Origin of the sequence: Caballeronia sp. GAWG2-1 (assembly GCF_023631405.1) — a bacterium.
Taxonomy (GTDB): domain Bacteria; phylum Pseudomonadota; class Gammaproteobacteria; order Burkholderiales; family Burkholderiaceae; genus Caballeronia.
This window is the reverse complement of sequence record NZ_JALQDD010000038.1, coordinates 74630-90257: the sequence shown is the minus strand read 5'-3', so window position 1 is coordinate 90257 and position 15628 is coordinate 74630. Positions and strand designations below refer to the sequence as shown.

Genomic DNA, 15628 nt, shown 5'->3' with positions numbered 1-15628 from the left:
GCCGTTCCTTTGTTTCGTCTGTCGTCGATGATCTTGGCGGCGTTGCTGGGCTGCTGCCGCAGCGCACACGTTAAAACGCCGTCACGCGGACGCGAACGAATCGATTTGCATATGCAAAAGCACGAACGGGTGGAAAGCTTATGACGGGATTGGGAGTGCGCGGACGACTTCGCCTAATCGTCAGACATGAATCCATGGCATTGATGCGATGAATTTCGTCGCATCTGAAGATTGTTTCGGGTTCCGATCTAATTCCATGCAAGCGATGACGCCGAGGCATCGCCCTTCGGTTTCCTTTCATATTCCCCTCTCACGGATTTCAACGCCAACCGGCTTTTACCGTCTCGCTCGGGCCATCGTGTGGTGAAGCGAACAGATCGAAAAAGATTAGGGATACGACATTCTTCCAATCACCTAATGTCCTCTTGCAGCGAGCCAACCGTGTTCGTCCATGCAAGGAGCGGATCATGAAATCCCTCGTTCGTCGTTTCAAAAGCGCTCTGCCGATCGTGCTTCTTGCTTGTGCATTCGCGCCTGCTATGAGCTTCGCGCAGAGCACGTCGAGCACGCTGACCACACGTTCGTTCGACGATCTCAGCGACGACTCCGACACCACGGCGGACAACACAGCGGTCGCAACGCCGGGCGGGCTTGCTTCGATACTCGCGCGGCTTCAGTGCTTGCAAGGGCTGAATCCATCGGGTAATTCGGCCTCGGTCACGCTGTCGGTGCAAAAGGGCAGCTACCGCATCTACAACCCCTCCACCAACGCCTTCGATACCGTGTCGATGCGTTCGTACAATGGCTGCCCATCCGGGCCGACCATCAGCATCAAGCCGGGCGCCGCGCTAAGGCTGAAGCTCAACAACAGGTTGCAGGTGAACGATCCCGTGGACGACTGCCCGGACAATCCGGATCACTCCACGCCGCATTGCTTCAATCACACGAACATCCATACGCACGGTCTGCATGTCTCGCCTTCCGGCAAGTCGGACAACGTGCTGCTGACGGTGCTGCCTCAGCAGTCGCAGCAATACGTCTACAACATTCCGTCGACGCATCCCTCCGGCACGTTCTGGTATCACGCGCATCTGCACGGCTCGACCGCCATCGATGTCGCGAGCGGCATGGCCGGCGTGCTGATCGTGCGCGGTTCACGTCAGGCGCGCCGTGGCGTCGTCGATGGCAGCGCCGATATCGACACCATCCTGCATCGCCGCTTCCTGCTGTTGCCCTTGCCGATGCGCGAACACGTCATGCTGTTTCAGCAGATCGAATACGGCTGCTTCAGCGACGCGCAATCCACCGTGCCATTGGCCGACCCGACCACTTTCGAATGGATCTGCCCATCTGGAAAGGTCGGCGAAATTCGCGGCTATACGAACCAGCTTTCCTTCGTTCAGGACCCGCGGCCCGGTCACACGGGGCAGTTCAATTCGACGTGGCAAATATCCGGCCGTTATACGCAGATCAACGGCGTGGTTCAGCCAGTCTTTCCGAGCGCCACGACCTTCGTACCCGCAGGCGAAGTGCGCCGTCTTCGCATGGTGCATGGCGGCAATCGCGACACCATCAATGTGAAGATCGTGCGTGCAAATCTCTCGGCCGTTGGCGTGGCGGATTCGCAGTCCTTGAGCGCGGCGCAGGTTAACACGGCGACGAGCGCGGCAGCCTCGGCGCTCGCGAAGGACAACACCAAGACGTCGCAGACCCTGACGCTCGATCAACTCTGCAGCGGTGAAACCGTCAAGCAACTCGAGTTCGCCGAAGACGGCATCACCATGAACGCGATGGTCGAAAAGGACGTCAATTCGATGAACCCCGGCTACCGCAGCGACGTGCTCGTGGCCTTTCCATCGCCGGGTGTGTATTGCATACTCGACGAAGCCGCCTCGGCTTCCGCGACCATCAACTTCAGAACCAATTCATCGAAGGCGAAGGACCGGCGTCTGTTGTCGCTCGCGCGTGTCGGTCCCGGCGTCAACATTCCGAACACCACGGTCGGCAATCACTCGCGCTACTGGCAATACATTCGCAATCAACTGGTCGCGGCCAATCCCACGCTCGCGGAACCCGCGAAGACGGATCTCGCATCGCTTACGTTGCGAGCGTTCGCGCCCAGTGTGCCGGTCGATGGCAAGGTGGTCAACGTCGTGCCTGCTGTGTTCGACATCAAGCCGCCCGCATTCACCATCAACGGCAAGAGCTACGATCCGAGCGTCACTGCTTACACCGGCGTGCTCGGCAACATCGATCAATGGAACGTCTCTGCCACGGCCTTCGCCACACACGTGTTTCACATTCACACGAATCCGTTCAGGATCATCGACATCAAGAACGCAGCCGGCAACTCCATTTTCAATGGCTCGGGGGGTTGCACCGACGAAGAGCTTCAAACCGGCGACACGGAGTACTGCAACCTGCAAGGCGTGGAGCGCGATACGCTTTTCATCAAGGCCGGGTATCAGCTTTCCATGCGCACGATCTATCAGGACTTCACGGGCGAATTCGTCATGCATTGCCATATCCTCGATCACGAAGATCGCGGCATGATGGAGAACGTCAGTATCGTCTCGCCGATGACAGCCTATCTGCAACGCGTGACCGCGCCGTTCGCTACTGCATCGGCAAACGCGGGCAAGTGGCTCGCGCGTCTGCGCGGCGAGGATGAAACGCAAGTCGCGCTGGCAGCCTCGCTGTGTTCGGCGAAAGACTATGCCAGGCGTTGAGATGCGTTTGTAAGTTATCCGGGTCGGGACGTTTTGATGTTTAATGAAGACATCGAATGCGTGCACACCCGGAGAATCATCTTGGCTCAGTCGAAGTTTCAGACCGTCTACATGCGCGGCGGCACCAGCAAGGGCGTATTTTTTCGCGACGACTGGCTACCCGCCGACGCTGCCGTGCGCGACGCCGTCCTGCTACGCGTGATCGGCAGCCCCGACCCTTATGGCCAGCATATCGACGGCTTGGGCGGCGCGACCTCCAGCACGAGCAAGGTCGTGATCATCGGTCCTTCCTCGCGTGAAGATTGCGACGTGGACTATCGCTTCGGTCAGGTCGCCATCGACCGGCCGGTGGTCGACTGGTCCGGCAATTGCGGCAACTTGACTGCGGCGGTCGGTCCGTTCGCCATCGCGCAGGGTCTCGTCGATGCCCCGCGTAACGGCACGGCCACCGTGCGCATCTGGCAGGCGAATATCGGCGCGAAGATCATCGCGCATGTGCCGATGAAAGACGGCGAAGTGGTCGAAGAAGGCGACTTCGAACTCGACGGCGTGACCTTCCCCGCAGCCGAGATAAAGATCGAATTCCTCGATCCGGCCGGCGATGCAAACGAGAGCATGTTTCCGACCGGCAACGCTATCGACGTGCTCGACGTGCCCGGCGTCGGCCCGGTCGAAATGACCATGATCAACGCGGGAAACCCGGCCATTTTCGTGGATGCGGCATCGCTCGGCTTGAAAGACAGCGAACTGCAGCGCGACGTGAACAGCGACAGCGTTTTGCTGCAACGAGCCGAAGCCATTCGCGCTCACGCCGCGGTGCGCATGGGTCTCGCCGCGTCAGCCGACGAAGCCACGCAATCGCGCCCGCATACCCCGAAGCTCGCCTTCGTCGCGAAGCCCGCGAGCTATGTCGCATCGAGCGGCAAGCATGTCGATGCGAGCGCGCTCGACATCAACGCGCGCATCTTTTCCATGGGCAAGCTGCATCACGCGATGACGGGCACGGGCGCCGTGGCTATCGCCGTCGCGGCGGCCATTCCGGGGACGGTCGTCAACCGGCTCGTCGCGAATGCGCACGCACCGGTGCGCTTCGGGCATCCTTCCGGCAGTCTCGAAGTGGGCGCGAAAGCCGAGCAACGCGACGGAAGCTGGACCGTGACAAAAGCCATCATGAGCCGCAGCGCGCGGCGTCTGATGGAAGGTTTCGTCTTCGTGCCGTCGTCGGTCACGATGAAGTAAGCTGGACGTGGCGTAACTTTTGATGCACCCTCGCACAGGTCATCGCCCGCGCCTCGCCTTTCATGAACGCCTCTTTCGAATCTTCCACGCGCGACGCGTCTCACGTCGGCGTCTATGTTCATCCCGCCGATGCAAACGCCGGCCAATGGACGGTCAGTCACGCGGACCGGCCGCATCTGTATCGCATCCTGCATCGTCTGAATGCGGGCGAAGTCCGTGTCGATACAGTGGTCGACCTCGACAATCTCGAAGCCAAGCTGCAAAAGTGGCGGCGTGAAGGCTTCGTGAAGCATCGGGAAAATCAGGCGTCGTCTCCAAACCGTCATGCGTTCATGCAGGACTTGAAGCGTGCGGCCGTTGCAAGCGTGGGCGTCGTGAGCATGGTGGGCAGCACGGTGATCGACTCCGTGCCCATGCCGACGGGTGCGGGCGGACCCTTCGTTCCCGCACGGAACCCGGCCTATCTCTTCGCGGCACGCTCACGCGACATCCTCTTGGACATCGTCGAGAACCGGCGCCTCTTGCTGATCGGGCATACGGGAACGGGCAAGACGAGCCTCATCGAACAAGTCGCCGCGCATACGAATCAGGGCGCGCTGCGCTCGAACATGAACGGCCAGACGACAGTCGGCGACTTCGTCGGCTTCTGGACCGTCAAGGGCGGCGAGACCATCTGGATCGACGGCGTGTTGCCCACCGCCATGCGCGAAGGTCTCTGGCTGATCGTCGACGAAGTGGACTTTGCCGAACCCGCGATACTCGCCGTCCTCACCGCCGTGCTGGAACCCGGCGGACGTCTCCTGCTCAAGGAGAAGGGCAACGAGATCGTGACGCCGCATCCCTCGTTTAGATTGTTTGCGACAGCCAATGCAGTCGGCGCGATGAGTCAATATCGGCACTTGTATCAGGGCGCCAACGTGATGAACGAGGCGTTCCTCGACCGCTGGCGCGTGTATCAATTCGACTACCTTTCTCCCACCGATGAAGCCGAGGTGCTCGTGCGTACCTTCGGCGAAGGAGTGAGCGCATCCATGGCGACGACGCTTGCCTCCATCGCGGCGGACTGTCGCGCTGCCTTCGCGCGCGAAGATCTGTCGAGCGCGTTCTCCACGCGCAGGCTGCTCGACTGGACCGCGCTCATGCTGAGAAGCGGCGACCCGGAAGCCGCCGCGGGTCCGACGATCTACGCCAAGGTCAGCGCCGAGGACGCCGCGTTGATCCGCGATATCGTGCAGCATTACATCGCGAGATGAACGCATCGACGCCGATGGATGACGACAATCTCGCGAAGCTCGCGCGCACGCTGGCTCGTCGTGACGATCTGGAAATCGGCTTCTCACCGGACGGGCCTGTCGTGCGCGGCAAGCTGCTTTTGCTGCCGGATACGCTCGACCCGACGACGCAAAACGACACGGTTAAGGGCTATCTCGACTTGCTCGTCGCGCGGCATTGTCATTGCGATTCAGACGCACTCGACAAGACGGCAGCAGGTGCACGCGGTATCGCTCGCGCACTCGACGACAGACGCGCGTGCGCCCTTCTGCTCGATGCTTACCCCGGTGCCGAAGCGTTATTGCGTTCGTACCGCGAGCATCGGCAGGAACTCGTGCTTGGCGGCTGGCAGAAGCTCAGTTGGCGCGAGCAATTTGCTTGGCGCGTCGAACGCGCGCTCTGGAACGAGCAAGCGACGGCCGTGGAGGACACGCCATCGTTGGGCACGGCGCTTCATGTGATGGAAGATATCCTGCGCGAAGGGCGTGCGAGCGTATCGACGGAACAAAGCGTGCGTCTTGCAATGCGCGCGCTCGAACGCATTGCAGCGCTATCGGCGGGCGACATCAACAACATGATGTTCATCGTGGACCACGAGTCGGCATCCGAGCCCGAATACGACGCAAGCAGCGAAGAGTCGACGCCCGCGCATTCCAGCGCGGCGCCACTCGACGATTCCTCGCCCGATTCTCAAGGCGATGCCATCGCGCCCGAACGCAATGCATCGCCGATCGAACGACCGACACGCTCCGTTCCCCTCACCACGGAATTCGATCGCGTGACCGATCTCACCGGCATGGGCGACCCCACCGCATGGCGCAAGCTGCGCACGCTGGCGCGCGCACAAACAGGGCCGTTGAAGGCACGTCTTGAACGCGCATTGAAGGCCGACGAACAAACGCACTGGCAGCGCGAACAGGAACGCGGCGAACTCGACCGGCCGTCGCTCGTGCGTCTTGCAACATCGCCTGGCTATCGCACGCCGTTTCGTGCGGCACGCGCGCGTCCCGGCCGCGATGCCGCCGTCACGCTGCTGATCGATCGAAGCGGCTCCATGGCTGGACGCAAGATCGAACTTGCACGGCTATGCGCGACCGCGCTGTGCGACGCGCTCGAACAACTCGGCTTCGCATGCGAAGTGCTGGGCTATAGCTCGATAGAAGACGCGGACATGCGCGCTTATTACGAGCGCTGGCTCTCTAGTGGACACACGCCGCCCGAAGGCTTCAATCGCTTTGTCGAAAGACTCGATTTGCAAGTCTTTAAGCGCTTCGATTCGGCCAATCTCAGCGGGCTTGCGCGCATAGCATGCGGCCACGAAAATCCCGATGGCGAAGCGCTGACCTGGGCCGCCGAACGATTGCTCGCGAGACGTGCGCGCCGTCGCATACTGATGGTTTTGTCGGACGGTTATCCGGCGACGGGAGAAGGTCATCCCGCGCTTTTGCGTAGCGATCTGCGCGAGCGTGTGCGCGAAGTGCTCGCGCGTAAGGTGGAACTCATTGGTATCGGAATACTCGATGACGCGGTCGAAGAGTTCTATCCCGTATGCAGCGTCGTGGAAGAGCTTCAGCAGTTGCCCGCGGCGGCGTTCGAAGTGCTGGGGCAGACACTGCTCGGGCATCGGGAATGGATGCTGGAACACATCTAAACGCGCTTCCTCGCCATATAGCGGCCGGGCGTCGTGCCGAAGGTGCGGCGAAACACATCGATGAATGCGCTGATGTTTTCATAGCCGAGTTCCAGCGCGATGGTCGTCACCGGCGCGCCATCCGCCACGCGTTCCAGCGAACGCAACATGCGTGCTTGCTGACGCCACTGCGCGAAGGTCAACCCCGTATCCGCGATGAAGCGACGGCTCAACGTCCGAGCCGACACGCCTGCCCACGCGGCCCATTCATCCAGACGGCGATTGTCAGCGAGATCGCGGCCGAGCGCATCCGTTATCTTGACGAGCGCGGCATCGGCGGGACGCGGCAGATGAAGCGGCTCGTCGTGCGCAGCCGCGAGTTCGTCGATGATGACATCCGCGATACGCGCCTGCGATGCATCGAGCGGTTCGCCCGGCCATGTCGCCGCGCGATGCACGGCCTCGCGCATGAGCGCGCTTGCGCGGATGGCTCGCGGTTCCTTCGGCAAGGCCTCGCAGCGCGCTTCGGCAATGAACACGCTCCATCCCGCGAACGGCCCGAAAGACCGCACCGAATGCGCGCGATGCGGCGGAATCCAGATCGCATGAATGGCGGGCACGACCCAGCGGTGAGATTCGAGACCTATCGACATGAGGCCGCTCAACGCGCCCATCAACTGTCCGCGCGCGTGACTGTGCAGGGACATTTCGCGCGGCGCGGCTTGCGTGAGTTCGGCGGCAGCGAGGAAAGGCCCGTCTGGCGAAGTGACGAGGTCGGGGCGAATGAGCGGGGTAGTCATGGCCGGTTTGCCGTATCGATTGGCTTTTATACCGGAGATTGGCCGCGCTCGCATGGCTAGACTGGATGCATTCGTCACGGAGGCACTATGAAAGCCGCAATCGTCAACGCAGCAGGACAACAACCGTTCTACGGCGACTTCGCCGAACCCGTCGCAACGCCGGAACACCACATCGTTCAGGTCAGTGCCGCCGCGCTCAGCCAGCTCGCCCGCGCCAAGGCGTTGGGACAGCATTACTCGTCGGGCAAGCTGTATCCGTTCGTCGCGGGCGTGGACGGCGTCGGGCGTCTGGATGACGGCACGCGCGTCTATTTCTTCAATCCGTCTGCGCCCTTCGGCGCGATGGCCGAACGCACGCTCGTGCCGCAACCACGCTGCGCGCCGCTGCCCAATGCAATCGATGATGTGACCGCCGCTGCCATCGCCATTCCCGGCATGTCGTCGTGGGCCGCGCTTACCGAGCGTGCACGCTTCGTCGCGGGCGAGACCGTGTGGATCAACGGTGCGACGGGCACGTCCGGACAACTCGCGGTGCAGATAGCGAAGCATCTCGGTGCGGGCAAGATCATCGCGACAGGACGCAACGCGGCGGTGCTCGACGCGCTGCGCGAAGCCGGCGCCGATGTCACGATCGCCCTTGATGAAAACGAGGATGCGATGTCGCGTGCTTTCGAAGCGCAGTTCGCGGAAGGCGTCGATATCGTGCTCGACTATCTCTGGGGTCCTGGTGCGCGTGCCTTGTTGATCGCCGCCGCGAAAGCATTGGACGATGGCCGTGTCTTGCGCTTCATACAGATCGGCTCGATTGGCGGCGCCGAGATCGGCTTGCCGGGCGCCGTGCTGCGTTCCACTGCAATCACGTTGATGGGCAGCGGGATCGGCAGCGTTGCACTGCCGCGCTTGCTCGAATGCGTGAAGGCGGTACTGAACGCGGCTGCATCGGGAGCATTACGTGTCGATGCAAAAGCGGTGCCGCTCTCGCAGTTGAGCGAGCACTGGGACGGCAACGACAACAAACAGCGCACGGTGTTCGCCATGCGTTGAAGTTCAAAGTCCCGGCGCACCGCTCTCAGCGCAAGTCCGCGCGAAGGTCTCGCACACCGCGTCCCAGGCGTTGACGCAAGAGCGTGCGCAGGGTTGCGCCATCGACATAACCGACTTCGGCCGCGATAGCTTCGAGGTCGAGACCGCTGCCATGCAAAAGCGCCTGCGCGCGTTCCACCCGCAGATCCTGAAAGTACGCGAGCGGAGACTTGCCGAGCACGTCCTGACACCGGCGTTGCAGCGAACGCGTGCTCGTCGCGAGCGCGCTGGCGGCCTCCTGAAGCGAGAAGCCTGACTTGAGGTGCTCTCGCGACCATCGCTCGAAACGCAGAATGAGCGGATCGGCTTGCGCCAGATGATTGGGGATCATGTAAGGCGCTTGGGAGGAGCGAAGGTCCGCAAGCAGATAACGCGACACCAGATTCGAGAGTTCCGGGCTTGCCTTGCGGATCAGCCACAACGCCAGATCGAGATGTCCCAGTGCCGCGCCGGCCGTCACGCCCACATCGGTCGGCACGAGCATGCGCGATTCGTCGAGCAGCACATGCGGATAGCGCTGCCGGAAAAACGGACCGAGCCACCAGGTCGTCGTCGCTTCGCGATGATCGAGCAGCCCGGTTTCCGCCAGCAGGAACGTGCCGATGCACGACGCTGCGATAAGCGCGCCCTCGTCGTGCCATTGCAGCAGTTGCGCTCTGGCCTTTCTCACATCCGGCCGTTCGAGCGCGGGAACGAGCAACTCGGGTGTGCCGGTGCTCAATGCCGGCACGATCACCCAGTCGGGCTTCAGGTCGGCTGCAACCGGCCGAACCGGAATGCCGAATCCCTGCGCCGAGCGGACCTTCTTGCGCACGCCGACCAGCGAAACATCGAACCGAGGCGCACCGCCCGTGGCCTGAGCGGAGAACTTGTTGGCGAGCGTGAACGCATCGAGCAGGACCGTGAGCCCGGTATCGAACAGGCCTTCCAAAGCGACGATTGAAATTCGCATGGCGTAAATGCCCTCAAAGTTGGCATTTGCGACGATACCGGTTTTTGCGCCCTAAGACTACAGTGAGCTCCGTTGTACATCGCAACGCAGTCAAGGAAGGAGTTCACCCATGAAGGTATTCGCAGTTGGATCGACCACCAATCCGCCCACACCGGAGCAGCAGCAAAGGATCATGCCGAAGGAGGTTCCGCATACCCTGCAGCTTTATCTCGATGGCAAGATCGAGCAATTCTGGTTCCGTCAGGACCGTCCGGGCGTGATGTTTCTGATGGACGTCGAATCGGTCGACGCGGCCCGAGCGGAAGTCGGCGCGCTGCCGCTGACCGAAGGCGGTTTCATGACTTTCGACCTGATTCCGGTGGGTCCGCTCGCGCCGCTTGGGCGGTTGATTCAGAAGGGCTGATCAGGCGCGTCATGAAAGTCGAAGGGCGGCCATTCATCGGCCGCCCTTCGACACGCTACTTCGCAAACGTCTACTTCTTTCCGTCGATCACCGCGACGACCTCATCCCGCGTGTATTCCTTGTTAGCCAGTGCGCCCGTTGGCGTCTTGGCCAACACCGCGTCCAGTTCTTCAGGCTTCACTTCGAGCACCGGCATGCGGATATCGTGCGGAATCTTCTTCCCGGCCAGCACCTGCTGCGTGACCCAGAACGCAAACGACGAAGCCCCCGGCGGAATGGTCACCGACATGGTCTCGTAGCCGGTCTTCTTCTGCTCCGCCCACCACGCCAGTTCTTCCTGCCGGTTGCCGAGGATGATGATAGGCGTCGGCCGGCCCGCCGCCTTGATGGCCTGCGCCGTACCGAAGCCATCGCCGCCTTGCGTGACCACGCCATCGATCTGCGGCAGGGTCGGCAAGATACCCGCAACCTGCTTCTGCGCCACGGTTTGCGTCCAGTCGCCATGCACCGAACCGACGATCTTCAGGCCCGGATACTTCTTGAGCTGATCGACGATACCCTGATGAATCTCGTCATCCACGGAAACGCCCGCGAGCCCGCGAATTTCCAGCAAGTTGCCCTTGCCGTTCAGACGCTTCGCCAGATAATCCACCTGCATGCGCCCCATGCCCTGAAAATCCACGGCGATGCGATACGCGCACGGTTCGGTCGCGATGCCGTCGAACGACACGACCGTCACGCCCGCGCCGCACGCCTGCTTGATGACGCCATTGAGCGCGGAGGGCGAGACGGCATCGACGGCAATGGCCTTGAAGCCCTGCAATATGAGATTCTGAATCTGCTGGACCTGTTCGGTCGCCTGACTCTCGGCGGTCGTAAAGGTGGGTGCGGCCGCGACGACCTTTTGCTTTACAGCCGGGTCCGCCACGTTCGACCAGCTCTTCAACATCTGCTGACGCCAGCTATTGCCCGCGTAGTTGTTCGAAAGCGCGATCTTGAGCGACGAAGTATCGCCCGTCGCGACTTGCGCCGATGCGCTTGCCGACAACGCCACGAAGCAGGCGCCGGCAAGAAACGACAATACTGTTTTCACGTTGCTGTCTCCTTGTAGATGTGTCTTTATCGTCCGACGCCGCGCACGCTCACGGCCACGGAATAGAGTGAAGAAGTCGCCGCGATGAACAAGCGATCGCGATTCAACCCGCCGAAGGTCAGGTTCGCCACCACTTCGGGAATGAGTATCTTGCCGAGCAACGTGCCGTCCGGCGCATAACAGTGCACGCCGTCTTCCGCGCTCGTCCAGACATTGCCATGTTCGTCCAGACGCAAGCCATCCGGCACGCCGCTTGGCATGTCCACGAACACGCGGCTATTGCGCAGCGCGCCGTCCTTCGCGACATCGAACACGCGGATATGACGCGGCGCGGTGTCGTCGTGCGATGCCGCCGAATCGGCGATGTACAGCAATGACTCGTCCGGCGAGAACGCAAGACCGTTCGGCTTGACGAAGTCATCGCAAACCAGGCGCACGTGCGTGTCGTCGGGGGAGACGCAATACACGTTGCATCGGCCGATCTCGCTTGGCGCACGATGCCCTTCGTAATCGCTCATGATCCCGTAATCGGGGTCCGTGAACCAGATCGCGCCGTGTGAATCGACCACGACGTCGTTCGGCGAATTGAGCCGCTTGCCTTCGTATTCCGATGCAATCACGACGATGCCGCCATCGTGCTCCGTGCGTGTCACGCGGCGCGCGCCATGCTCGCAACTCACGAGCCGCCCTTCGCGGTCGCGCGTATTGCCGTTGCTGTAATTCGACGGCGCGCGATACACGCCCACGCCCATGCCCGGCGCCCAGCGCAACATGCGGTTGTTGGGAATGTCGCTCCAGATGAGCATGTCCGCCGCCGGAAAATACACCGGACCCTCGGCCCACAGACAATCGCCCGTGATCTTCTGCAGTGGCGCATTGCCCTGCATCAGCCACTTGAAACGCGCGTCGTGAATCTCGAACTCTCCTGACTTCATGTGTCTCCTCCTTTTTTGAATCCGTTTCAGCGCACCACCTTGCCGCCCGCGGCCACCGTCACCGCGATGATGAGCACGCCATACACGATGGAGCGCACGCCCGCATCCGCACCTACCGCGTTGAGCACGGCATTCGTGAGAAAGAGGAACATGGATGCGCCCCACACGCCCGTGATGGTCGGCTTGCCGCCTGTCACGAGCGTGCCACCGATCACGACCACCGCAATCGATATGAGCATGTACTCCACGCCCATGTCGAGCGATGCGCCGCCCGATACCGAAGCGAGCAGCAAGGCCGTGAGCGCGGCGATCATCGAAGAAAGCACGTACGCGATGCAGCGCGTGCGATGCACGTTCACGCCCGCAAGCCATGCCGCGCGCGAGTTCTGACCGATAGCGGAAAGCTGGCGCCCATACACCGCGCGATGCAAGAGCACGCCCAGCACGAGGGATAGAACCAGCGCCACGAGCGCGATATACGGCACGTTGAGGAAGCGTCCCGTCGCAAAGGCTCCGAGCGCGGGAGGCGGCGGTGGCAGTTGCCGTCCTTGCGTGATGGCGACCGACTGAATGATGAAGCTCGACGACAGCGTGGCGATGATCGGCGGAATGCGCAGCAAGCGAATCAATGCGTAATTCACGAGGCCGATCACGATCCCCACGCCCAGCACCGCCGCGATGCCGAGTGCAATGCCGCCGTTCGTGCCGCCCATCACGTGCATGCCGACGACGCCCGCAAGCGCTATCGTCGATGGCACCGACAAGTCGATATTGCCCACGCCCGACGTGATGACGAGCATCTGCCCGAGCCCGACGAGCACCATGAAGACGCCGTAAGTGAGCGCGGTCTGCGCGACATTGCTCGCAATGCCGAAGCCGAAGATCACGACGATGGCGAACCACACCAGCACCGCGCCGACGAACGACCAGGCCCAGGGCGCCTGAATGCTCTTGAGGCGCGTCCAGGTGCTTCCATTCTTGTCCGCGAGTGTGTTCATCGGCGCTCTCCACGTTGCAGCAGCACGCGCAACGAAAGCACGACGATGAGAATCGCGCCTTGCATGCCGACCTGCCAGTCCGACGAAATGTTGAGGAACGCGAGGAACGATGCCGCGAGCGTCAGCGTGATCGCACCCAGCACCGCGCCGATCACCGACACGCGTCCACCGACGAATTCGCCGCCGCCGAGGATCACGGCCGCGATGGAAAGCAGCGTGTAACGCAGTGCAAGGTTGGCATCGGCGGAAGTGGTGAGACCGAGCAGCGACAGACCCGACAGGACGCCGAACACGCCCGCTATGCCATACAGTGTCGCCTTGCTGCGCACGAGCGACCAGCCGAAGCGGCGCATTGCGCGCGGATTGCCGCCCGCACCACGAATGCGCACGCCCGCCGACGAGCGCATGAGCAGCAAGTGACCGATGATCGCGATCAGCACCGACCACACGATAGGCGCGGCGATGAAGGGCGTCTGATAATTCATTGCGTTGCCGAGCCACGTGGGACTCGTGCCGCCAGGCGACGGCAAGAGCACGATTGCAAGGCCGCTCCACACGAACGAAAGCCCGAGCGTGACGACGATAGACGGTATCTGGCGCAACTCGATGAGCGCGCCGACAGCCGCATATGCGAGCACGCAACCGACGAGCGTCAACGCGCCGAGCCACGGCGTCTTTACGAGCAGCGTCGCGCCGATGCACGCGACGAGACTCACGAATGGCCCGATGGAAAGGTCGAGGTCGTTCACGGTGATGATCGCAAGCTGCGCAAGCGTGGCGAGCACGATCGGCACGGCGAGATTCAGCAGCAGGCTGGAACCGAAGTAGCTCATCACCGTGGGCTGCATGACGAGAATCGGCACCAACACGGCGACGAGCGAGATGGCGGGAAGCAAGGCGCGCAAACGTGCTTGCGTATTCGATGCGTTGGCGCGGGTGTTACTACTGGCGGGCGTCATGCTGCTTGCTCCTCGAAACTCGCCGCGAGCAGCGCTTCTTCCGTGCATTCGTCCGCATGCAGCACACGCGTGACGTGACTCGAACGGAACACGTAAGTGCGGTCGCAGTGCGACAGTTCCTCGTTTTCGGTCGTGTACCAGATGAACGTGCGGCCTTTCGCGGCTTCCGCATGCACGAGCTGATAGATGTCGCGTTTCGTGCCGACATCGACGCCGCGTGTGGGATCGTCCATCAGGATGAGTTCCGCATTCGATGCAAGCGCGCGGGCAAACAGCACCTTCTGCTGATTGCCGCCCGAGAGCGACAAAATGCCCGCGTTCATCGACGCACCGCGTATGCCGATCTTCGCGCGCCATGCTTCGACCACTTCACGGGCCGCCGCGAAATCGACCAGACCGCGCGCGCGTTTCATGCCGCCCGCAAGCCAGCGCAAGTCCAAATTCTGCGCAATCGACCACACCGGGAACACGCCGTCGCGAGCGCGATCGCCCGCCACGAAAGCGACTCTCGCATTATTCGTCGCGGCTTCGTAGATGGCGAGCAACGCTTCGGTCTGCCCTTGTCCCGCAAGTCCCGCAAAGCCGACGACTTCGCCACGCGCGGCATCGACGGATGTCTCGCGTTTGGCACCCAGCGTCCAGCGAAAATGCCGCTCGTCATTGCGCGCGTTCTGTTCGCGCACCGTGCCCGGCGTCTTGTCGGCTTCGAGATGCTGCCCCATCGCCTGGATGATCGATTCGCGCTTCGCATCGTCACGGCCCAGCACGCTGACGATACCGCCATCGCGCATGACCATCACGCGGTCCGCCACGCGCTCTATTTCGCCCAACATATGCGTAATGAGCAGACACGTAATGCCGCTTTGCGCCGCCTTGCGCACGAACGCAAGCAACTGGTCGGCGGTGTGAGCATCGAGCGAAGACGTCGGTTCGTCGAGAATCACGAGGCGCACGGGCGCATCCGTCACCGTGAAGCCGCGCGCGATTTCCACCATCTGTTGCTGCGTGAGGGTGAGATCAGAAACGAGCTCATTGCCCTTCAATCCATTGCCGGGAAAAATCTCTTCGAGCTTCTCGCGCATCAACGCCGTGGCGCGACGCCGCCAGCCGCGTCCATGCAATTGCGGGTGCACGACGCACATGTTCTCGGCGACGGTCAGGTTCGCGCATAGCGACAGTTCCTGGAACACGCAGCGCACGCCTGCATCGCGTGCGGAGTTGGCGTCGTAGCCTTCGGCATTCTTGCCGTCCACTTCGATGGTGCCCTGCGTCGGTTCGTACACGCCCGCGAGCACGGCCATCAGTGTGGACTTGCCTGCGCCGTTATGCCCGGCAATACCCACGCACTCGCCTTGCAGGAAGGTGAAATCGACATCGGCCAGCGCGCGCACGCGGCCGAACGTCTTGCCGATGCCTTCGAAGCGAATCAGCGCGGCGCGCTTGCCGGCATGACCGGTGCCGCCGCTGTTACCGGTATCAAAAGTTGCACTCATTCACGTGCTCCATGTGTGGAGAAAGCGGCGCGGCCCTTGCAG

General features: G+C 62.1%; 13 protein-coding genes. 6 read left to right on the top strand and 7 right to left on the bottom strand.

The window, feature by feature from the left end; translation table 11 throughout:
• Positions 1-467: 467 nt before the first annotated feature.
• The 4 genes from NCR98_RS24785 (at position 468) to NCR98_RS24770 (ending at position 6891) form a co-directional block, all read left to right on the top strand.
• The gene (locus NCR98_RS24785; protein ID WP_250527613.1) at positions 468-2729 is read left to right on the top strand and encodes a multicopper oxidase family protein; all 2262 of its coding nucleotides are present in this window, start codon (positions 468-470) and stop codon (positions 2727-2729) included.
• Positions 2730-2765: 36 nt separating this feature from the next.
• Complete coding sequence (gene prpF, locus NCR98_RS24780) at positions 2766-3968, top strand: 2-methylaconitate cis-trans isomerase PrpF (protein WP_502799802.1); 1203 nt, start codon at positions 2766-2768, stop codon at positions 3966-3968.
• A 62-nt stretch (positions 3969-4030) separates the two neighbouring features.
• Positions 4031-5221, top strand: coding sequence for an AAA family ATPase (locus NCR98_RS24775; protein WP_250527611.1), 1191 nt, complete (start codon positions 4031-4033; stop codon positions 5219-5221).
• Positions 5218-6891, top strand: coding sequence for a cobaltochelatase CobT-related protein (locus NCR98_RS24770; protein WP_250527610.1), 1674 nt, complete (start codon positions 5218-5220; stop codon positions 6889-6891). The genes NCR98_RS24775 and NCR98_RS24770 overlap by 4 nt, the downstream gene beginning before the upstream one ends.
• Here NCR98_RS24770 and NCR98_RS24765 read toward each other — a convergent pair.
• Positions 6888-7670 (bottom strand): AraC family transcriptional regulator, encoded by a 783-nt coding sequence (locus NCR98_RS24765; protein WP_250527609.1) that lies wholly within the window; start codon positions 7668-7670, stop codon positions 6888-6890. The two genes, NCR98_RS24770 and NCR98_RS24765, sit on opposite strands and share 4 nt — an antisense overlap.
• 87 nt (positions 7671-7757) lie before the next feature.
• On the opposite strand from NCR98_RS24765, the gene NCR98_RS24760 reads away from it, so the two are divergent.
• Positions 7758-8714 (top strand): quinone oxidoreductase family protein, encoded by a 957-nt coding sequence (locus NCR98_RS24760; RefSeq protein WP_250527608.1) that lies wholly within the window; start codon positions 7758-7760, stop codon positions 8712-8714.
• Positions 8715-8739: 25 nt separating this feature from the next.
• Here the strand turns inward: NCR98_RS24760 and NCR98_RS24755 are convergent, their stop codons facing one another.
• The gene (locus tag NCR98_RS24755; RefSeq protein ID WP_244830902.1) at positions 8740-9705 is read right to left on the bottom strand and encodes a GlxA family transcriptional regulator; all 966 of its coding nucleotides are present in this window, start codon (positions 9703-9705) and stop codon (positions 8740-8742) included.
• A 109-nt stretch (positions 9706-9814) separates the two neighbouring features.
• On the opposite strand from NCR98_RS24755, the gene NCR98_RS24750 reads away from it, so the two are divergent.
• Positions 9815-10108, top strand: coding sequence for a hypothetical protein (locus NCR98_RS24750; protein ID WP_250527607.1), 294 nt, complete (start codon positions 9815-9817; stop codon positions 10106-10108).
• Positions 10109-10178: 70 nt separating this feature from the next.
• Here the strand turns inward: NCR98_RS24750 and NCR98_RS24745 are convergent, their stop codons facing one another.
• Genes NCR98_RS24745 through NCR98_RS24725 form a run of 5 tightly spaced genes read right to left on the bottom strand, consistent with a single transcriptional unit; the run spans position 10179 to position 15586 of the window.
• Positions 10179-11201 (bottom strand): ABC transporter substrate-binding protein, encoded by a 1023-nt coding sequence (locus tag NCR98_RS24745; RefSeq protein WP_250469236.1) that lies wholly within the window; start codon positions 11199-11201, stop codon positions 10179-10181.
• 26 nt (positions 11202-11227) lie between these two features.
• A complete protein-coding gene (locus NCR98_RS24740) occupies positions 11228-12136 on the bottom strand; it encodes an SMP-30/gluconolactonase/LRE family protein (RefSeq protein ID WP_250527606.1) in 909 nt (302 codons plus the stop codon).
• A 26-nt stretch (positions 12137-12162) separates the two neighbouring features.
• Entirely contained in the window at positions 12163-13134 is a 972-nt protein-coding gene (locus tag NCR98_RS24735; protein ID WP_250469234.1) for an ABC transporter permease, read from the bottom strand.
• On the bottom strand, positions 13131-14093 hold the full coding sequence (locus NCR98_RS24730) for an ABC transporter permease (RefSeq protein ID WP_250469233.1): 963 nt from the start codon (positions 14091-14093) through the stop codon (positions 13131-13133). Before NCR98_RS24730 ends, NCR98_RS24735 begins: the two co-directional genes overlap by 4 nt.
• Entirely contained in the window at positions 14090-15586 is a 1497-nt protein-coding gene (locus tag NCR98_RS24725) for a sugar ABC transporter ATP-binding protein (RefSeq protein ID WP_250527605.1), read from the bottom strand. Before NCR98_RS24725 ends, NCR98_RS24730 begins: the two co-directional genes overlap by 4 nt.
• Positions 15587-15628 lie beyond the last annotated feature (42 nt).